The organism is Domibacillus enclensis (assembly GCF_900156125.1).
GTDB classification, from domain to species: domain Bacteria; phylum Bacillota; class Bacilli; order Bacillales; family Domibacillaceae; genus Domibacillus; species Domibacillus enclensis.
This window is the reverse complement of the sequence record NZ_FTLX01000002.1, coordinates 374,811-394,135: the sequence shown is the minus strand read 5'-3', so window position 1 is coordinate 394,135 and position 19,325 is coordinate 374,811. Positions and strand designations below refer to the sequence as shown.

General features: G+C 51.3%; 18 protein-coding genes. 2 read left to right on the top strand and 16 right to left on the bottom strand.

What is annotated here, in order from left to right; genetic code table 11:
* Positions 1-6: 6 nt before the first annotated feature.
* The 11 genes from flgK to BW952_RS05670 all read right to left on the bottom strand — a co-directional run bounded on the left by flgK (position 7) and on the right by BW952_RS05670 (position 9,261).
* Positions 7-1,686 (bottom strand): flagellar hook-associated protein FlgK, encoded by a 1,680-nt coding sequence (flgK, locus tag BW952_RS05720; protein WP_045849649.1) that lies wholly within the window; start codon positions 1,684-1,686, stop codon positions 7-9.
* 17 nt (positions 1,687-1,703) lie between these two features.
* On the bottom strand, positions 1,704-2,141 hold the full coding sequence (locus BW952_RS05715) for a flagellar protein FlgN (RefSeq protein ID WP_045849648.1): 438 nt from the start codon (positions 2,139-2,141) through the stop codon (positions 1,704-1,706).
* A 13-nt stretch (positions 2,142-2,154) separates the two neighbouring features.
* Positions 2,155-2,592: a YaaR family protein gene (locus tag BW952_RS05710; RefSeq protein ID WP_045849647.1), complete on the bottom strand. Its 438-nt coding sequence runs from the start codon at positions 2,590-2,592 to the stop codon at positions 2,155-2,157.
* Between the two features lie 19 nt (positions 2,593-2,611).
* Entirely contained in the window at positions 2,612-3,424 is an 813-nt protein-coding gene (locus tag BW952_RS05705; protein WP_045849646.1) for a flagellin N-terminal helical domain-containing protein, read from the bottom strand.
* 3 nt (positions 3,425-3,427) lie between these two features.
* A complete protein-coding gene (fliS, locus tag BW952_RS05700) occupies positions 3,428-3,865 on the bottom strand; it encodes a flagellar export chaperone FliS (protein ID WP_231581286.1) in 438 nt (145 codons plus the stop codon).
* A gap of 43 nt (positions 3,866-3,908) precedes the next feature.
* Positions 3,909-4,193: an EscU/YscU/HrcU family type III secretion system export apparatus switch protein gene (locus BW952_RS05695; RefSeq protein WP_045849645.1), complete on the bottom strand. Its 285-nt coding sequence runs from the start codon at positions 4,191-4,193 to the stop codon at positions 3,909-3,911.
* Positions 4,190-6,352, bottom strand: coding sequence for a hypothetical protein (locus tag BW952_RS05690; RefSeq protein WP_045849644.1), 2,163 nt, complete (start codon positions 6,350-6,352; stop codon positions 4,190-4,192). Before BW952_RS05690 ends, BW952_RS05695 begins: the two co-directional genes overlap by 4 nt.
* A 75-nt stretch (positions 6,353-6,427) precedes the next feature.
* On the bottom strand, positions 6,428-6,697 hold the full coding sequence (gene flgM, locus BW952_RS05685) for a flagellar biosynthesis anti-sigma factor FlgM (RefSeq protein WP_045849643.1): 270 nt from the start codon (positions 6,695-6,697) through the stop codon (positions 6,428-6,430).
* Positions 6,698-6,815: 118 nt separating this feature from the next.
* Entirely contained in the window at positions 6,816-7,232 is a 417-nt protein-coding gene (locus BW952_RS05680; RefSeq protein WP_045849642.1) for a TIGR03826 family flagellar region protein, read from the bottom strand.
* Between the two features lie 59 nt (positions 7,233-7,291).
* The gene (locus BW952_RS05675; protein ID WP_052698370.1) at positions 7,292-7,954 is read right to left on the bottom strand and encodes a ComFC family protein; all 663 of its coding nucleotides are present in this window, start codon (positions 7,952-7,954) and stop codon (positions 7,292-7,294) included.
* Positions 7,951-9,261, bottom strand: a complete 1,311-nt coding sequence (locus BW952_RS05670) for an ATP-dependent helicase ComFA (protein ID WP_045849641.1) — start codon at positions 9,259-9,261, stop codon at positions 7,951-7,953. The genes BW952_RS05675 and BW952_RS05670 overlap by 4 nt, the downstream gene beginning before the upstream one ends.
* 146 nt (positions 9,262-9,407) lie before the next feature.
* Here BW952_RS05670 and BW952_RS05665 point away from each other — a divergent pair, with 146 nt between their 5' ends.
* Positions 9,408-11,702: an S-layer homology domain-containing protein gene (locus BW952_RS05665; protein ID WP_045849640.1), complete on the top strand. Its 2,295-nt coding sequence runs from the start codon at positions 9,408-9,410 to the stop codon at positions 11,700-11,702.
* A gap of 217 nt (positions 11,703-11,919) precedes the next feature.
* On the opposite strand, the gene BW952_RS05660 is transcribed toward BW952_RS05665, so the two are convergent.
* Positions 11,920-12,765, bottom strand: a complete 846-nt coding sequence (locus BW952_RS05660; RefSeq protein ID WP_045849639.1) for a DegV family protein — start codon at positions 12,763-12,765, stop codon at positions 11,920-11,922.
* 105 nt (positions 12,766-12,870) lie between these two features.
* Between BW952_RS05660 and BW952_RS05655 the strand changes: the two genes are divergently transcribed.
* Entirely contained in the window at positions 12,871-13,749 is an 879-nt protein-coding gene (locus tag BW952_RS05655) for an EamA family transporter (RefSeq protein WP_231581285.1), read from the top strand.
* A 254-nt stretch (positions 13,750-14,003) separates the two neighbouring features.
* Here BW952_RS05655 and BW952_RS05650 read toward each other — a convergent pair whose 3' ends face one another.
* The 4 genes from BW952_RS05650 to BW952_RS05635 all read right to left on the bottom strand — a co-directional run bounded on the left by BW952_RS05650 (position 14,004) and on the right by BW952_RS05635 (position 19,284).
* Entirely contained in the window at positions 14,004-15,263 is a 1,260-nt protein-coding gene (locus tag BW952_RS05650) for a dihydrolipoamide acetyltransferase family protein (protein WP_045849637.1), read from the bottom strand.
* Positions 15,264-15,275: 12 nt separating this feature from the next.
* Positions 15,276-16,304 (bottom strand): alpha-ketoacid dehydrogenase subunit beta, encoded by a 1,029-nt coding sequence (locus tag BW952_RS05645; RefSeq protein WP_045849636.1) that lies wholly within the window; start codon positions 16,302-16,304, stop codon positions 15,276-15,278.
* Positions 16,301-17,320, bottom strand: a complete 1,020-nt coding sequence (locus tag BW952_RS05640; RefSeq protein ID WP_045849635.1) for a thiamine pyrophosphate-dependent dehydrogenase E1 component subunit alpha — start codon at positions 17,318-17,320, stop codon at positions 16,301-16,303. Before BW952_RS05640 ends, BW952_RS05645 begins: the two co-directional genes overlap by 4 nt.
* A gap of 140 nt (positions 17,321-17,460) precedes the next feature.
* Positions 17,461-19,284, bottom strand: coding sequence for a sigma-54-dependent Fis family transcriptional regulator (locus tag BW952_RS05635; protein ID WP_045849634.1), 1,824 nt, complete (start codon positions 19,282-19,284; stop codon positions 17,461-17,463).
* Between the last annotated feature and the right edge of the window lie 41 nt (positions 19,285-19,325).

The window sequence follows — 19,325 nt, the reverse complement described above, 5'->3', positions numbered from 1 at the left end:
TCCTTATTAACGGCCGGCGACACCCATACCGTTAATGATTTTATCCAGCATTTCATCGACAATTGTGATCATGCGGGCCGCTCCGTTGTACGCGTGCTGGTATTTAATTAAATTCGTCATTTCCTCATCAAGTGACACGGATGAAACGGATTCACGGTTGGTGATCACGGAGGCGCGCAGCACATCGACATTGCCCTCCATCCGGGACGCCTGCTGGGAATCCACTCCAAGACGGCCAATGACACCTTCATAAAAAGAATTCAAGGAGCCGGTTTTAATCGGCAAGTCCGCTGGAACGGTATACGTATCATCTGTTCCTAACAAATCCACCGTGTTCCCCGGCGTCAAAAGCATGGCGCTAATGTTAGACAGGTTCTGGGCATTGTTGCCGTCCCCGATATTCACCGCGCCGTTTTCCGGCGGTACAGCAGAAGCGGCGATCTGCTTTGTCGTGATGCCTGTAAGCCCAAGGGAACTGGCGGCACCTGTGTACACCGGCTGACCGGCTGCAGGAGCGTCTGTTTGAAACACATCCAGACCCGCGTTTCCTTCTGCATCAAAGCCAAGCTTATGAATATCGTTTACGAGTGTTTTAAAGGTGTAGGCGAATTTATCAAGCTCATCGATCATGTTTTGGTACACGCCGGCTGTTGCTTCTTCCTTTACTCCATCGCCGTCTGTATCCTTCATGCCTTTGTAGCCGTATGTTTCGATCAGGCCTTTAATTTCTCCGTTCGGAAACACCGGTGTGCCATTTGCATCTGCGAACGGAATTTCCGGTCCCGTGCCGGTTTGTGTATTGGATCTGTCATGCTGGATTAAGAAAAGGCTGTCGACCCGGTTGCTTCCGGCGGGCACAGTCACGTCAACAGAAGCGGAGCTAAAGCTTAACAATGAATACTCATCTTTCGTGAGCAACGGTGTTTTTGTACCGTCTGCATTTAGGATGCTGACATTGTAGACGCCTTCCGCAATTGGCAGGGCGTTTCCGCCGCTTGGATCAGCATCAACCGACACACTGACGTATTGCGACAATTCATCGATCAAGCGGTCACGTTCGTCGTACAAATCATTCGGCAAGTAGCCGTTCGGCTCCACTTCGCTGATCTGTCTATTGACCGCAAACAGCTTCTCAATAACGGAATTGGCGGAATTAACGGTTATGCCGGCCTGGTTGCCGAAGTCTTTTTTCACCGCTTGAAGTGAATCGGACATGTAGTTAAACGTATCTGCGGCAGCTTGAAGACGTTCAAGCACCACACCGCGCGCGCCTTCGTTCTCAGACGCACCGGCTAAATCCTGGAACGATTTCCACAGCTCGGTCATGGTCGCCGCAAGTCCTTCTGTTGTTGGCTCATTGACGATGTCCTCTACTTTTGCGAACGCATCGGCACGGGCACTCCAGTAGCCAAGCTTCGTGTTTTCATTGCGGTACTGCACATCTAAAAAGCTGTCCCGAATCCGCTGAACGGAGCCTGCTTCCACCCCTGTCCCCATCTGGCCGGGAATGTTCGGGCGGTTTAAGCCAACAGCCGGATACGGAGTCGTCGTTTCAAAATTAATCCGCTGGCGCGAATAGCCGGGCGTGTTGGCATTGGAAATATTGTGGCCTGTTGTGTAAAGCGCCCCCTGCTGTGTGAACATGCCGCGCTTGGCGGTTTCAAGTCCCATAAACGTTGATCTCATGTTTGTCTCTCCTATTCCTATGCTTTGGAATCAAATACCGGCCCGGAAGACGGCCCCTCCTGATCGCCCTCTGGCGCGTAGTTGCCGGAATCCGGCGGGGCGAGTAAATCCAGCTGCAAATGAACGAATTGAAGCGACTGGTCCAGCAGCTCCGCATTTAAATCATTGGCTTCCTTCAGCTCCTGCATCACCTGCACGAGCTCATCACGAAGCTGCGCTGCCTGTGCCTGGTCCTCTTCCGAAAGAGAAGCGAGCTGATCGCTGACGGATGCGGCTGTTGAAGCTGTCCGCTGCTTTTCTAAAATCGACACCGCACTGACATGCTTTTGCTCGTCGCGGACAATCCGGTTCAATTCGTCCATTTTGTTTTCTTTAATGGCGCTTTTTTTTGCATATGACAGCCCAAGCAGGCTTTTATGAAGCGCCAGCTGTTTTTCGAGCGTTTCGATCAACATGACGCTCCCCCTTTTACGTGTAAATGTTAATAAGCAAGCCTTGGATTTCGCCGACCTTGCCCAAAATATCAAGCTGTGATTTTTCTTTATTAATGACATCGTTGGCCAGCTGCGTTAACCGGCTGTCGACTTCCTTGACGATTTTATACACCTTCGTCCGTCCGCGCCGGTTGAAGCCGCGCTGTTCTTCTAATTGAAGACCGCTGTTCACTGCTTCTTCCATAAACTCCTTGACCATCTTCTTGTATTTACGAAGATCGTCAATCGTCCGGTGCTCAGCCAGCTTTTCGCCCTGCGTTTCGATGTCCTTCATCATGCCGTTCATTTTATCAAGTGCGGCATTTTGACGCTTGGAGGCGATCACATCCGTGAAGGCCACGGATGCTTTCGCTGTTTCTTCTTTCCGTTCGGCCCGGGAGGTGGATACTTTATTTACGCGCTGTATTTCCATGCTGCTTCACCCCGTTTGATTATTGCAGCAGCTGCAGGACGCCCTGCGGAAGCTGATTCGCCTGCGCGAGCATCGCCTGCCCCGCCTGGTTTAAAATGTTGTTTCGTGTAAACTGTGTCATTTCCTCTGCCATGTCGAGGTCACGTACGCGCGACTCTGCCGCTGTTAAGTTTTCATTCGCTGTCTGCAGGTTTGTAATCGTATGCTCTAACCGGTTTTGAACGGCCCCGAGCTTGCTGCGCTGTTCAGATACCTTTGAAATTGCGGCATCGATGGTGGAAATAGCCGTCGATGCACCTGTCAGCATATCCAGGCTGTCCACGCCAAGGTCATTCGCGGTCATTCCATTGATTTCTAGGTTGAGCATTTGATTCGCATTAGCGCCAATTTGGAAGGCCATACCCCCGGCAGGCAGGCTGCCATCCAGCAGTTTTTTCTCATTAAATTCTGTTTCATTGGCGATGCGGTCGATTTCTTCAACAAGAGCATCGATTTCATCCTGAATTGCCTGCTGGTCTTCCGACTCAAGTGTACCATTCGAAGCCTGCACAGACAGCTCACGCATCCGCTGTAAAATGTCGTGTGTGGATGCAAGGGCGCCTTCAGCGGTTTGAATCAAGGAGATGGCGTCAAGTGAATTCCGTTCAGCCATATCAAGACCGCGTACCTGTGAGCGCATTTTTTCTGAAATTGCCAAACCGGCCGCGTCATCCGCCGCACGGTTGATTCGAAGACCTGATGACAATTTTTCCAGGCTTTTAGATGTTTGATTATTCGTTGTGCTTAAGTTGCGATATGCGTTTAACGCTTGAATATTATGGTTGATTCTCATCGATTAGTTCCCCGTTTCAATCGTATTTTCCGGCTGGCCTTCGACAAAGACGTTTTGCTCATAGGCATTTTTCTTTCGTGCCACTGGTTTGGACGGTGCTGTTTTCATCGCTTCATTCCATGCATCGGCGATTGATTGAAACAGCTTTTGCGCCTGCGCAAGTTTTTCAGCGTCTTTCTGAAGATTCGCTTGAATGACCGTATCAGCGATAAAGTTGTACACATGGTCGAGCTGATCGGCAATAATGCCGGCTTCGTAGTTAAGACCTGCACCGAGACGCTCGGTAATGTCGTTAATTTTTTGCATCGCATCGTTTGCCTCTGAAAAGCTGCCTTTTTTTAAAAACTGGTCCGCTTTTTCAAATTGGGCAAGTCCCGCTTCATATAGAAGAGCCGTTAGCTGCTGCGGCGTTTTTTGATAAATCATTTCTTTTGTGATCACGTTTGTCACCTCAATGATATGTATCGGCAAAATTTGCCGGATTTTAATACGTGGATTCCATTTCTTCGATTAAAATGAGCATTTCGGCGATGACAGAATACAGCTGCGGCGGAATGGAATCGCCAAGGTCAATGTCGATCAGCTCTGACAAAAGCGACGAGTCCTGCTCCATCGGAATGCCGTGCTGGCCGGCAAGCTCTAAAATCTTTGCCGCGAGCGCGCCTTTCCCTTGGGCAACAACGGTCGGCGCGCTCCCTTCCTCGTAGCGGATGACAGCGGCGGACGGTCCGTTGACCTTTCGCCGGTTGATCTGGTTGTAATAGCTCATATGGTAAAGTCAAATCCTTTCGCAGGAGAAGCTGCTGTTCCTGTTTTGGATGCGGTTTGCTCATCCTGTCTGGCAAAGGTGCCGAACTGGACAGCGCCGACCCGGTAGCCGATATCGGACAGCCGGTTTTTCAACACAACTGCGAGCGGCTCCATCTTTTGTCCAAAGCCTTCCTGGTCGTTCTGGATTTTCACGGACAGGTTCCGATCGGCGGCGGAAATGGTCATGCCGACGGGACCAAGTTTTTTTGTTTCAAATAAAAAATGGATCGAGCAGTTTTCCCAGTCCACCTGCTGGCCGGCGTTTTTCGAGCGGATAAACACATTCACGCTGTCGGCCTGTCCGCCAAGCAGAAACGGCAGTGACATCATCATCGACTGCAGACCGGATTCCGGCTTGCTGAGGAGCTGCTGGCCGGTTAACGTGGCGGCGGCCTGCTCGCCGGACGGCTGGTTCATTGTGGCAAGAAGCGCTTGCTTCACCGCGTTCGGTACCTCTGCTTTTCCTTTCAGCATGGCGGCCGCTTGCTCGTGTTCGTAGTTTAACCCGGCGGCGCGGACGAGCTCAAAGGCGTTTCGGGCTCCAGGTGCGTCGTAAAGTCCGGCCATCGCTCCAGCGAGATTCCGCTGTGGTGTGTCGGTCAGCTCCCGCGTGATCATGTGCATCACTTTGGAATCAGAAGGCTTAAACGTGACCCGGTCGATGAGTGCTTTCACGTCTGCGACGATTCGCGCGGCAGCAGGTGTGTCTCCTTTTGCCAGCAGCTTGCGGGCATCGGCTAATTGCTGGGACGCCTGCATGAGCTGCTTTTCCGTTTTCATATCGGTGTACAGCATAAAGTCGCCCTTTAGGATGGCGTTATCCAGTGTTTTAATGGCTGTTTCCACGACCGGCTTTGCCTGCTGGGGCGTTTTGATCATAAGCTCCGCTGTTTGCAGATTCCGCATAATGTCTCGCTTAAATTGCTTGAAATCAATCGCTGACTGGGACATTTTTTCCGTAATGGTGGTCATTATGACGTTTTTCGATGCAGGCGGTACGTGTGCAAATAATTCATCCGGTATTGTCACCGATTTTTCTGCAGAGGGTAGCGGGATCAGCGGCTCGATAGCTTTCATCAATTCCCCGCGTGCCGCGAGCTCCTTGCCCGATGCCGCTAACGCTTCTGCTCTGTCAACGGTGGCGCCAAGCTCCGGCATCACTTCTTTTATAAAAGACGTAATTCGGTCGAAGGATGGCTCTTTTTGAATCATCACTGCCGCTTTTTGCGGCGTTGACGGTTCGGTTTCATCCGTTTCCGGAATGGCAATCCCAGACGGCTGGAGAGCGTTTGTCATTCTTGTCTGAGCCAGATCCGCCAGCTGAAGCGCTTCTGCGATCGGCTTAATGACAGCTGTCCGGTCTCCGTTGAAAAGGGTCCGAAGTGCCTGGACGATATCCTGGAGCGATCCGTTTTGATCCAGCTTTCTGGCCAGATCATTCAGCAGTGCATGATCTGGCTGCTGCTTTAACAGGAGCCCAATCGCCTCGGCCAGCTTTTGTCTGGCCGTGTTCTGAAGCATGTCGGCCTGCAGCGCTCCTGCTTGTTCGACGACTTTGGCGACGGGAAGGCTGTGCTCCTGCGCCAGTCCCTTTAAAGCCTGGGCAAGCTGTTCGGGCGATCCGCCTTGCTTCACAATGGCTTCTATTTGCTTCATGACTTCATCAGGCAGCGGCGACGATTGGACCGCCTTCACTGCTTCCTGTGTCCGACCGAGCTGAAGCGCTTTTTCAATTGCGGCTCTTGTGTTTTCCGGAAAGTCAATGCCCGACTGATTCAGCCACTCGGCTGCCTGCTTGCCGAAAGGAGTGACGGTCAGGGCGGCATGGACTGCTTTTAAAGACGATTCGGACGGAACAATCCCCTTGTCTGCCATCGCCTTCACTGTGGCCAGCTTTTCGGCTTCTGTTCCTGGCGCCGTTTCCATAAAGGTTTGAACCGCTTGCTTCGCTTCTTTTGTAAGCGTCATTCCTTTGGCAGTGAACACAGCAATCTCCTGCGGCTGTTTTTCTGCTTTGGGAGCGGCTGGCTGGGCGGACTCCGCCTCAACACTCTCCGCTTGAGCCGGCATGGCGGCTGGCTGGAGCAGCGATGCGGGCGCTTGTGACTGAATCTTCATTATTCGGGCTCCTTTCGTGATTATGTACATAAAGAAAGATCGCCCGGAGAAATCTCGTGGGCGATCCGGCTACGGCTACTGTTTCCCGTAAAAGTCGAGCATGGCCTTTGCGGTTGCGTTCGCATCCGTTTTATACGTGCCATCGGTTATTTGTTCTTTCAGAAGCGCGATTTTTTCGCGGCGTTCAGCTAGTATTCTTGATGAGTCTTGCATCTCTTTGGCGGCGCTTGAAATCTCAAGCTTGTCGCCGTTTGCCGGGCTGGCGGCCTGCGCCGCGTCCGCTTTCTTCAGCTGCTTCTGATACGGATTAATCCCATTTACGCCGGGTGTTTGATTAATTTTCATCGTCCGTATCCTCGCTTTCTTTTTTTCTTGTGCTTCTTATATCGTCCTAATGCGGGAAATGTTTAATGAGGATTTTTGCGCATTTATATAAAGAACAAAAACCCGTCAAAAGGCGGGTTTAGTCCTGGCGTCTTCCTAAATACGTACGCTGGTGCTCTGACTGCTCACGCTTTTGTGAAAAGGACTGCTCGCGGTCATGCAGCTTTAAATCGGAGTCGATTTCTTGAAGACAGCCCGCGCACAGCTTGCCTTTTTGAATAATCGTGCCGCACCGGTCACACGGGTAGCCGAGATTCGGGAATTGCGCCGGCTGAAGCCGTCCTTTTCTCACCCACTTATGAATCATGCCTTCTGTAGCACCGGTTACTTCAATAATCCGTTCCATCGTTGCCGCACGGTTTTCCCGCTTGCGCAAAAATGAATACGCCTTTTGATAAAGCTCTTCCTCTGAACGTGAACATTTCGGACAAACGTCACGAAACGCGTTTTTTGTGTACAATTCATTGCAGCGCGGACAGTTAACGACTTCGTTCATACTTTCTCACCTTGCCTCTCATTCTCTTAAGTTCATTCTTATTCGACATGTACAAAAAGTCAAGAACCGCTTCGTGCAATGGTGATGCTTTTTACTGAAGCAGCGCCAGCATCTGCCAGCGCATCCGCCACGAGCCGCATCGTCGCGCCAGTCGTGTAAATATCATCAATGACAAGCACCGATTTTCCGGTGGCTTCTCCAGTCGGATAAAACGTCTGCACTGCGTTCATCCGCTCGGCGCGCGACTTTTTTGACTGCTTCTCGGATTCATGCCGGCCAAGCAGCGGCGCAGCCGTCAGCCCGGCACAGACGATAAGCGCCTCCGATTGATTAAACCGCCGCTCCGCGAGTCTCGACGGCGCAAGCGGCACCGGACAAATGAGGTCACATGCGGCTTTTTTCGCTTCGGTTCGAATCTTTTCCGCAAAAATGGACGCCAGGACATAATCGCCCCGGTACTTAAACTGCGCAATGACATCCTGCATCGCTTCATTGTAATGGAACAGAGAAACGTTTGAGTGGAAAATGCTTTTTCGCCACGACTGGCAGTCCGTACATTCTCCGTCCTCTTCCAGGGAACGCGAACAAACGTGGCAGCACGGTCCCGACAAACGGTTAAAGGAAGCCGTGCAGACTTCGCAAAGAGGCGGCGCCTTCGCTCCGAAAAAAGCACGCCACGAATCGACTTCTGTCCCATTTTCACACAGCAGGCAGCGGTTCATGTATCCAGCAGCCCCTTTTGCCTGCCGAGCTTGTTCATCTCATTAATTTGTTCAATGGATTGGACCATGGCGGTTGTTTTGCCATAGTGGAAAAAGAGGATCTCCCCCGTCGGACAGTCGGCGCTGCGTCCGGCACGGCCGGCGATTTGAACGAGGGCACTTTCGGTAAATACCCGGTCTTCTGCCCCGACAACGGCAACATCGACACCCGGAAAGGTGACCCCTCTTTCTAATATCGTCGTCGTCAGCAAAACCGGCACTTCTCCTCTCCTCATCGCCGCTACTTTTTCCTTCCGCAGCGGATCGGCCGCATGAACACTTTCGATTCGTGAATCGATTGCTTTCAGCGTTGCCAGCGCTTTTTCCATCGTCTCGATATGCGGATAAAATAGAAGTGCTTTTTCTTTTGTTTTCACCCATTCCAAAACAGCCGGCGGAACGATTGATTTTTTCCAATTTCCGCACCATTTCATAGAAGGAACAGGCAGCGGCTGGCGGTGGTAACGGGCGGGAATGAGCGTCGCGTCCCGCTTGCCGGATTGAATGTCCTCCCGCCAGGACGGCTCTGGTGTGGCGGTTAAATAAATGAGGGCGGATTCTGTTTTACGGGCTTTTTGGACCGCATACTGAAGCGAGTGGTCGAAGGTGTACGGAAAGGCATCGACCTCGTCTACAATCATGACGTCAAATGCGGCTGTATAGCGGAAAAGCTGGTGAGTGGTGGAGATGACGAGCGGGCTGTACGTGTGGCGGTCCGGGCTTCCTCCGTAAAGGGCGGCAGGCGGTGTGTTGGGAAATACGTTTTGAAGGCGCGGTGCCAGCTCCCGGACAACATCTGATCTCGGTGCGGCGATGCACACCCGCCTTCCTTCTGATAAAGCCGTGGCAATTCCGGCAAACAGCACTTCCGTTTTTCCGGCGCCGGCGACCGCCCAGACGGTATGCTCCTTTTGCTGTTGAATGGCCTGCAGCACGTTGTCTGACGCCGTTTTTTGGCCGGGTGACAGCGTCCCGCTCCAGTGCAAAATGCCGGCTGCTTTCGGGACATCCGGCTCGGGTCCAGTCCAGCGGTAAAGGGTGGTACAGGATGAGATTTTGCCCATTTTGATGCAGTTTCGGCAGTAGAGGCATTCTTTGCCGCAGCGGGCGCATGGATGAGAGGAGAAGTTCGTTTCGTTGCCGCAGCGCTGACATTTCGGTTCGTCAGATACACCTGGCTGAACGGCAAAATGATGGAGGTCAGGGATCGGCTCTTGCATTTCTTCAACGGTCAGTTCACGTCCGGTAAAAAACAATATATTTTTCATTTTCCACTTCCTTTCCCTGCTAGTATATCTCGCTCCCTTGAATATGACAATCGTTGTCATATTGTCATCGGAATTTAACATTGGCGCATTTTTTCGATATGGTATACTTCTAATTGTAATATGCTGTTAAAGAGAAAGGGGATTTTATGAGAAAAATTGGAGGAAGCCTTGCCGCTTTTTTAGTCGTGTTTACGTTTGTTTTTCACGTATCGGCACAGAGCTTCAGCGATACATCCGGCCACTGGGCAAAAGCAGAAATTGACGATCTCGTGGCAGAAGATGTCATTGCAGGTTTTGAAGATGGGACGTTCCGGCCTTACACAAATGTAACAAGAGGCCAGTTTTTAGCGTATCTCGTCCGGGCGCTTGATCTGCCGGCCGGCGATTCAGCGTTTAAGGATGTCGGGCCAGGCAGCACACTGTATCCTGAAATTGCCGCCGCGAAAAAAGCCGGCATCATTGCAGGAACGACTGAAGGACTTGCGCTTCCTTATGAAGCAATCACCCGATCAGACGTAGCGGTGATGCTCGACCGGGCGATGCAGCTAAAAGGCGACTATATGAACAGAGCTCCACTTTCCTTCACGGATGCGAAGGAAATCGGCGGCTATGCGTATGCGTCTGTGGAACGAATGACACATTACGGACTCATTTACGGAACGGCAGAAAATGCCTTTTTGCCGTCTAAAGTCGCTACACGCGGGGAATCCGCTGTGTTTATTCACCGGATGATGACAAAGCTTGGCTTGCTCGCTGGCGACAAGGAACCAATTGAGATTCCAAAGCCGGCAGATAACCAGGAGGTCATTGTACCTGTCAATGACCGTCAATATGTGAAGGTCCGCATGAACTCACGCGGCGTTCCGCTTACCTACAGCCGCAGTTCATCTGAAAAGCATATTTTATCAACCGACTACCATTATGATTATCATATGGGCTATGCGTCAAACCCGCTCGGCTCTCTGCGTGTGACGCTTCGCAAGCTCGATAATGGCGACACATTTGTGTTCACCAAGTTCACGCATAATGCGGATAATACATACTCCGCTACCGTATCGATGCCATTTGTTCAATCAGATGGCTACTCACTCGCAAAATACAGCGATCAGGGAACGATCGTGCAGGAGCACCATAATGTATTTGGCGTGGATGAAACAAGCCACCCGATCGGTGTTCTTTCCGTGAAAAATGGCTCTGCTGTCACGAACGAAGTGATGATGGGCAAAAACTATGTATCTCTTCCGAAGCAGCAGAAATATTCAGATGGCACTGTCTCTTCACTGCGCGTGCTGGAGAAAGAATATGCCGGCTACGACATTACGCAGGCAAACAATACCGTGACGGCAAGCATGAACATGACCGTCCAGGGCAAAGCGATTTCCGATTCATGGGCGCTTGTATCGGACAAGCCTTTATTTAAAAGCGAATCCACTCGAAACCAATGGTTTAAGCGCACGATTGCGGAGTACATTTCCATTAACAACTGGCTGACGGCAGATGGCGCGATCACAAAGCTGCCGTGGTCGATTGAGCCAGGATATAAAATGGGCTACGGCCGCAGCATTAACCGGATGCAGGCGGGCATTTATTTAACGGCCTACCAGCAGCATAACGACCGGTACTTATACAACCTAGTGTTAAACGGCGTCGCCGACCTGGATGTTTTTTCCGGCGGTGAAGTCACAAAAGGCTCACAGCCGCTCTTCCATACAGAATACACGAGCACATGGCTGAAAAATGCGTACGGTACAACCGCGCCATACGTGGATACCCGCTTGAATGAAAACGCGGCGATGTTTTTGAAAAACACAGGAGAAGCGCTCGATATTGACGCCTTGAAGGATGACAATTTATCGTATGCCAACTTCCTTGTGAATCAAAAAGCGCTCGGCAACACGATTCCTGTGACGCTGTCGAGCTACATGATCTCGGATTATTACAAGTCCGGATCTGCTAAAACTCATTCGTCTCTGAATCACGCGCTGGGCGGCATGCGGTTCCTTATCGTTGCTTACGAGCAAACACGCGATGACAAGTACCTCAAGCCGATGCGCGAGCTGAAGGCAGGCATTGAAAACCTGTATCCGCGCTGGGTTCGGACGAGCGGTAGCTACAAAGGAGATCTCTGGTACCAGGTAAATCCGGACTTAACATTCGCCGGAAATGACTATGAGCTTCTCACGCTGTTGGATCTTCTGTTGAATCAAGAAGGTCTTGAGCGGATCGGCATGGAGCGCAGTGCGATTTTCGACCAGATGATCCGGTCGAAAACAACGTATCTCGTCAACAACAACCGTCCGTTTATCAACGACGTCATTAAAAAGCTGAATGAGCAGGGCTTCGGCGACTTGATTAGCGGTACACGTGCAGCAAGCACCGACCGCATCGATGCAGAAGAAATGCAAATGATCACAGACGTCCTTAACTCCGTTCCAAAATAAGAAAAAGCGCTCCGGTTTCAAGCCGGGGCGCTTTTTTATGTTCGATTAAAATGAAAGTGAGACTCGTTTTTACCCTTTACACGGCGCAAATATGGAAAATAAGGCGCAATTCGAGCGGGATTGCGCCTTACGTTGGGGAATTGCGCGCTAACGCTGGCATTTGCGCCAAAACCTCGCGATATTGCGCGTTAATCCATGTAATTGCGCCGTGTGTTTGTTACCCTTTTTTCGTCCAGCCCATCGCCAGTGCGCCTTCGCCAAGGTGCGTAGCGATAACCGGGCCAAAGCTTGAAATGCCGAATTCGGCGTTCGGGAACCGTTTTTTCAGGTCCGTCACCCATTGACGGGCATCGTCCTCGCGATTCGCATGAATGATGACTGCCTGAAGCTTGCTTCCTTCGTTATAATCCTCTTCAAACAAGTCGCCAATTCGTTTCAGCGCTTTTTTGCTTGTGCGGATTTTTTCAAATGGGACAATCACTTTTTCTTCAAAATGCAAAATCGGCTTAACCTGCAGCAGCCCGCCAATTAATGCCTGGGCGCCGCTTAACCGGCCGCCGCGCTTTAAATGGTTTAAGTCATCCACCATAAAGTACGCCTTTGTCCATTTTTTCATCTCGGTCAGCTCCGCCATAATTTCACCCGGCTGCTTGCCCTGCTTGGCCATTTCCACAGCACGAAGCACGTAAAAAGCCTGCGGGGCACAGCTGACTTCTGTATCAAACGAATACACATCAAGTCCGTCCACCATATCCGCCGCTGTCATAGAAGATTGATAGGTGCCACTAATGCCGCTTGATAAATAAATGCCGATGACTGCATCGTATTCCTTCGCGATCTGTTCATACATTTCCACAAAATGACCGATGACCGGCTGGGACGTTGTCGGAAGCTTTCCGCCCTCATTGACTTTCGCATAAAATTCTTTCATCGTTATATCTAGTTCTTCACGATACGCATCCTCGCCAAAAATCACGCTGAGCGGGATCATAAAAATATTCAGTTCATCTCGCAGCGCTTTCGGAAGATAAGCCGTGCTGTCAGTCAAAATGGCCGTCTTCATCTTCAGTACCTGCCTTTACTTTTATTCATACTCTTTTTATTTTATCGGAATAAAGGTTGTTTTGCATCCTTTTTCCGTTACTATAAGGAAAAAGGAGGGATTACGTTGAAAGCTCCATTGCTTGTGTTAGCCGGTGCTTCCTTATGGGGCATCATTGGATTATTTGTACAGGGTCTCTATCAATTCGGCTTTACGCCGATCGATGTGGTCGCTGTACGCGCGGGCGGCTCTGCGCTTGTACTGTTTGTCTTTTTAGCCCTGTTTAAGCGGCATTTGCTCGTCATTCAGCTTCGGGATCTTCCCTTTTTCGCGGGATGCGGCATTCTGAGCATTGCGTTTTTCAACCTTTGCTTTTTCACGGTCATCGAGCGCTCGTCCAACTCACTGGCGGTCGTGCTGCTGTACACAGGACCGATCTTTGTTGTATTGCTGTCGCGGTTGTTTTTCAAGGAGCCGTTAACCGGCGGTAAAAGCATTGCGCTGTTGTTAACAGTGGCAGGCTGCGGACTGGCTGTCGGGCTTTTTCCGGCTGGCAGCGGCAATGTATCAGCTGTTACCGTAGGGATCGGGCTGTTATCCGGCTTTTTTTATGCCCTTTATTCGATTTTCGGCAAATTCGTTGCGGGCCGCTATCATTCGGTGACGATTACCGCTTATGCGATGCTGACGGCGTCTTTGTTTGTCGTGCCGATGTCCGGATTATCGGGGAAAATGAATGACCTGGCTCAAACAGGCGTCCTCGTTAACAGCGGCGGGCTTGTGCTTCTTTCCACCATTGCCGCCTATATCCTGTACACAGCAGGATTGGCCAAGATGGAGTCGGGGCGCGCGGCGATTTTAGCAACAGCCGAGCCGGTTGTGGCGATTTTCATTGGGGTGCTTCTTTTTGGGGATTCGTTAAGCAGGTGGCAGCTAGCCGGGATCGCTTGTATACTCGGCGCGGTGTTCTTTACGATTGAACGGCGACGAGCCGTGGCTGCTTGATTCTATCTTGTTCCTCTTGCAAGAATCTCCCGTGTAAAGGATATAAACCTCTGCTTAACGCCGGTATAATTCGTTTACCGCTGATATCGTGTAGCCTATCGCCGGTATTGTAGAAATACCGGCGATAGGCCGGTCGATACCAGCGTTATGGTCATTTTATCAGCGTTAGCTCCCGCTGTTATACTATAGCCCCCCCAAAAAAACAGCCGGACGACGAGGTCGTTCGGCTGTTTGGACGATTCCTATCCTAACACTTATTCAGCCAGCATTCGGTAAGGCTGCTCGAGCATTGTTTTGATTGTTTGTAAAAATTCCGCAGCCGGGGCTCCGTCGATGGCACGGTGGTCAAATGTCAGGCTGAGCGGCTGGATCGTTCGTTTCTGCAGTTCATCCCCCACAAACAGAGCTTGCGGCATGGCCCGGCCGAGCCCGAGAATGCCGATTTCCGGCGGGTTCAATACGGGTGTAAAGTACTCAACGTCGTAGTGCCCAAGGTTCGTAATGGTAAATGTTGAGCCTTTCAGTTTTTCTGCTCCGACGCGCCCGTTTCGAACATCGTCAGCATTTGTCCGGATCTGCTCGGACAACTTCTTTATAGATAAACAGCACGCGTCGTTTATGACCGGCACCATTAAGCCGCCATCGAGCGCGACAGCAATGCCGAGATGGACCCGGTCGTGCAAGGCGAGCTTTCCGTTTTCAAGCGTCGCATTCATAGCTGGATGCTTTTTCAAGGAAGCGATCACGGCTTTTGCAACAAAATCCGTCACGGTTAATTTCACGCCGCTTGACTGGAGCGATTCGTTCATTTGCTGACGGATCGTGAGCAGATCCGTCACGTCTGCCTTCATCGTAATGGTCAGCTGTGCAGTCGTTTGCAGGCTTTTAAACATGCGATCCGCAATCACCTTCCGCATACCCGCGAGCGGCTTTCCAATTGAGGACCGGGACGTTACCGGCTCCACATCTGCTTCAGGCGCTGGACTGGAGATGGACGGCTCCGGCTCTGGCGTAATATGACCGATATGGCGCTCTACATCCGAGCGGGTAATGCGCCCGTTTGGCCCTGTACCTGGAATGCCTGTCACATCCATGCCATGTGCCTTTGCCAGCTTTCGTGCAGCAGGAGAAACCCTGATTCTGCTGACGTACTTTTCGGCTTTTGCAGCGACCGGCTCTTCAGTTTGCTGAATGGAAGACGGCGTTTCAACCGGCATTTCCGGCGCTTCCCGGTGAAGCTCAGCCTGTGGTGCCGCCGTTGCATCCGTCTCCTCTCCAGCCTCACCGACAATTCCGATAGCTTCTCCTACTTTTACCACCTCATCTGAAGAAGCCTGAATTTTCAAGAGCACCCCATCTGCCGGCGCTTCCACGTCTTTTTCGATTTTATCCGAGCTAATGACGGCAACAGAATCTCCTTTTTTCACTTCATCGCCTTCCTGCTTCAGCCATTCGACGACTGTCCCTTCTTCCATACCCATCCCAAGCTTCGGCATAATGACGTTCACACCCATGTTAACTCCCCCTTAAATAGCAAGTTCGCTTCCAGTCATTTCCTGAACGGCTTTCACAATTTTATCCGGTGTCGGCAAATAAATATCCTCAAGTGTCGGTGCGAACGGAACCGGTGTATGCGGAGCCGTCACCATTTTCACCGGCGCATCCAAATAGTCAAAGCCTTTATCGGCTGCGAGTGCTGCGATATCTGTTGCGGCGCTGCATCTCGGGTTTGCTTCATCCACCACGACTAGCCGGCCGGTTTTTTCCACGGATGATAAAATCGTGTCTTCGTCAAGAGGCGACAGGGTGCGCGGGTCCACAATCTCGGCTTCGATGCCGTGTTTCGCCAGTTCATCTGCTGCCTTTATCGCGGTATGAACCATTTTCCCGATGGCCACAATTGTGACATCCTCGCCGCTTCTTTTAATATCTGCTTTGCCAAACGGAATTCGGTATGAGCCTTCCGGCACTTCACCCTTCATCGTGTACAGTGTTTTGTCTTCAAAAAACACAACAAGGTCATCATCAAAAATCGATTCCAGCAGCAGGCCTTTTGCGTCATACGGCGTAGACGGAATGACGACTTTAATGCCCGGGATATGCGTGAAAAACGAATATAAGCTTTGCGAGTGCTGGGCAGCTGCACGGAAGCCGGCGCCGTGCATCGTCCGGATGGTGAGCGGCACTTTTGCTTTGCCGCCAAACATGTAGCGCAGCTTGGCTCCCTGGTTCATCACCTCATCCAGACAGCTGCCGATAAAATCATTGAACATGAGCTCTGCAATTGGACGCATGCCTGTCGCAGCAGCTGTTACGGCCGCACCGACATACCCTGCTTCGGCAATCGGTGTATCAATAATCCGGTCACGGCCGAACTCCTGCACGAGTCCTTTCGTGACCCCCATCACACCGCCCCATGCTTCCTCGTCCTGCAAGTGATCAACCGCCGCACCGCCCGCTACATCCTCCCCGAGCAAAATCACATCCTGGTCTTCCCTCATTGAAATGGCCATTGCTTCATTGACTGCCTGTGAAAAGCTCAATTGCCGAGTCATGCGCCTGCACCCCCATTTGTTTTATAAGACACGTACACATCTTCAAGCAGCTGCTCCGGAAGCGGATGGGGACTTTTTTCGGCAAATTCAACCGCGCGGTCAATGTCTTTCCGGACATCTTCATCCATTTGATCCAGCTCTTCCTCCGTCATAATGCCCTGCTCGGTTAAGTACGTATAAAACTTTTTGATGGCATCCAGATCATGTAAATGCTTTACCTTTTCTTCGCCCTTATACGTCTGGGCATCTCCTTCAAAATGGCCGTAGTTCCGGTAAGTAACACATTCAATTAACGTCGGTCCTTCCCCATTTCTTGCTCGTTCCACCGCTCTTTTCGCTGCTTCCCGAACGGCGATAACGTCCTTCCCATCCACCGTTTCTCCGGGAATGTTATAGCTGATCGCCCGGTCTGCAATCGATTTGCAGCTGGATGCGTAATGAAACGGGGTCGCTTCGCCGAATCCATTGTTTTCTGCCACAAAAATGACCGGCAAATCCCAAATGGCGGCCATGTTAATGCCTTCATGGAAGGTGCCATGATTGTTGGCTCCATCTCCGAAAAAGCAAACCGCGACGCTACCGGTTTTTTTCAGCTTATGCGTCAGTCCGGCACCGACGGCAAGCGGGAATCCTCCTCCGACAATGCCGTTCGCACCCAGCATTCCTTTTTCTACATCCGCAATGTGCATTGAACCGCCTTTTCCTTTACAAAGACCGGTTGACCGTCCGTAAATCTCCGCCATCATCCCGTCCAGGTCGCATCCTTTTGCAATGCAGTGGCCGTGACCGCGGTGTGTACTGGTAATGTAATCATTGTCATCGAGGTGCGAGCAAAGTCCGACCGCAATCGCTTCTTCTCCCGCATATAAATGAACAAAGCCGGGCAATACACCTGTCCCAAAAATCTCATGAACCCGATCTTCAAAATGGCGTATTTCAAGCATTTTTTGAAACATCCACGCTGCTTCTTTTTTAGACATTGCTGCCTCGTTCGTTTGCGTTTGTGACACAGTCATCCTCTCCCTTTCACTGATTGATGAAATAGAAAACGCTTTCAATATTCATAATGCAATCAGCGTGCCAACTTGAAAAGATGGCTGCATAAAGAGGCGTGAGCATTGTTTGTCCTGTTTTCCCACTTTTGTCTCCGTTTGTCTTAATTCATCTCATATTGTTTCAGCTTGCGGTAAAAGGTGCTGCGCGGAATGCCTAATTGCTTAGCCGCGGTTGGCGCGTGGCCTTTTGCGTCTTTTAATGCTTGTATGAGCTCATTCCGCTCCATTTCCTGCCTGCCTGTCCACTGCTTTTCTTTTTCCTGAGTGAATGACAGCAGGCAGTCTGCTGCAGATAAGTCTGCCGGCACATGATCGCCATACAGGATGCGAATACGGTCCAGTACATTAAACAGCTCACGGAAATTCCCCGGAAACGGATGGTGTTGAAACGCCTGAAGAATCGAATCCGGCAATATCCCGTTCCAGCTCGTCCGTTTTTTATAATCGGCAATAAACCGGTCCATATCGCCAAGTCTTTCACGAAGCGGCGGCAGCTGGATCGGAAACACATAAATCCGGTAAAACAGATCCTCCCGCATTTTGCGTGCGTTGACCAGCTCCATTAAATGACGGTGCGTCGCCGTGATAATCCGAATATTAACCGGAATCGGCTTGGAAGCGCCCACTGGCATCACTTCCTGTTCCTGCAGGACACGAAGAAGAGAAATCTGCATTTGCTCCGGAATATCGCCAATTTCATCGAGAAACAGCGTCCCGCCATCTGCATCGCGGATTTTCCCCTGGTACCCATTCCTGTTCGCACCGGTAAACGCACCGCCTTCATAGCCGAACAGCTCGCTCTCCATCAGTGAAGCGGAAATCGCTCCACAGTTGACCGCAATAAACGGTCCATTTTGACGATGGCTGTTTTCATGAATGGCCCGTGCTAGTATCTCTTTCCCCGTCCCTGTTTCGCCGTAAATATGCACAGCGGCGTTTGTTTTAGCGACTCGTTCCGCCTGCCACAGCACCTGCTGGAATGATTCGGACGTGCCGACCACCCCACTGTAGCGAAACGTGTTGATCAAACCGGACACGGACGGGGCTCTTTTCACCGGCGAGAATTGAATGAGGCGCCCCACTCGATAAGCACTTGATTCGTCCAAAATATCCCGCATGACCTCCTGCTTCCACGTGCTTTTCGACAGGGCGCTCAGTGAAAAGGGAATGGTCACCGGACATTGCTCCTTCATCACATCGTTCATCCAGATAACGGAGCCCGATGCCGTTGCAGTGGCCATCGGAGCCGAGTGCTGGCGGTAAAAGGAGGCAGACAGAATAAGAGACTGCTCGTCCATTTTCTCCATCGCTGCCCATTGCTGCTCAATCGCATAAGCGGCCGCACATACAGCTGCCAGCATATGCTCATGACGGGAGTCCGCCAGTGCACTGGTCATATCCAGCACACCGAGCAGTGAACCGTCCGATGCGTGGATCGGTGCCGCTGAACAGGAAAAGTGCTGGGAGGCAACGGAATAATGCTCCGTGCCGACTACGGTAATCGCTTCTCCTGTTCTGAGAGTGGTTCCAACTGCGTTCGTGCCAACAACCTCCTCGGTCCATTTAGACCCTTCAACAAAATTGATTTCTGATGCCCGCTTTAATGTCGGGTCCGGTCCGCGCGCGGCTAAAATATAGCCTTCTTTATCAATGAGCAAAACCATCGTATTGGCCTGGTGAATCGACGCCACCACCTTGTCCATAATCGGCGCGGCAATGGAGGTCAGCCGGACGTTTTTCTCCAGCCGATTCTGCAGCTGCTCCGGGGTTAAGATCGCACGGCCTTTGCCGTCATACGGGTTCACCCCTTTTTTCTGGCACATATACCAGGACTCTTCAATCCGCTTTTGCAGCCGGGCTGCATCCAGCACGCCTTCTCTTACAAACCGCTGCCACACATTGCGCTTTACTGCTTCGTTGATCACAAAAAAACCTCCCCTGTTTCATGGTTTTTTGCTGCGATGAG

Coding starts and splice junctions, on each gene's coding strand:
- flgK (WP_045849649.1), bottom strand. CDS start 1,686: ATGAGATCAACGTTTATGGGACTTGAAACCGCCAAGCGCGGCATGTTC.
- BW952_RS05715 (WP_045849648.1), bottom strand. CDS start 2,141: ATGTTGATCGAAACGCTCGAAAAACAGCTGGCGCTTCATAAAAGCCTG.
- BW952_RS05710 (WP_045849647.1), bottom strand. CDS start 2,592: ATGGAAATACAGCGCGTAAATAAAGTATCCACCTCCCGGGCCGAACGG.
- BW952_RS05705 (WP_045849646.1), bottom strand. CDS start 3,424: ATGAGAATCAACCATAATATTCAAGCGTTAAACGCATATCGCAACTTA.
- BW952_RS05695 (WP_045849645.1), bottom strand. CDS start 4,193: ATGAGCTATTACAACCAGATCAACCGGCGAAAGGTCAACGGACCGTCC.
- BW952_RS05690 (WP_045849644.1), bottom strand. CDS start 6,352: ATGAAGATTCAGTCACAAGCGCCCGCATCGCTGCTCCAGCCAGCCGCC.
- flgM (WP_045849643.1), bottom strand. CDS start 6,697: ATGAAAATTAATCAAACACCCGGCGTAAATGGGATTAATCCGTATCAG.
- BW952_RS05680 (WP_045849642.1), bottom strand. CDS start 7,232: ATGAACGAAGTCGTTAACTGTCCGCGCTGCAATGAATTGTACACAAAA.
- BW952_RS05675 (WP_052698370.1), bottom strand. CDS start 7,954: ATGAACCGCTGCCTGCTGTGTGAAAATGGGACAGAAGTCGATTCGTGG.
- BW952_RS05670 (WP_045849641.1), bottom strand. CDS start 9,261: ATGAAAAATATATTGTTTTTTACCGGACGTGAACTGACCGTTGAAGAA.
- BW952_RS05665 (WP_045849640.1), top strand. CDS start 9,408: ATGAGAAAAATTGGAGGAAGCCTTGCCGCTTTTTTAGTCGTGTTTACG.
- BW952_RS05660 (WP_045849639.1), bottom strand. CDS start 12,765: ATGAAGACGGCCATTTTGACTGACAGCACGGCTTATCTTCCGAAAGCG.
- BW952_RS05650 (WP_045849637.1), bottom strand. CDS start 15,263: ATGGGTGTGAACGTCATTATGCCGAAGCTTGGGATGGGTATGGAAGAA.
- BW952_RS05645 (WP_045849636.1), bottom strand. CDS start 16,304: ATGACTCGGCAATTGAGCTTTTCACAGGCAGTCAATGAAGCAATGGCC.
- BW952_RS05640 (WP_045849635.1), bottom strand. CDS start 17,320: ATGACTGTGTCACAAACGCAAACGAACGAGGCAGCAATGTCTAAAAAA.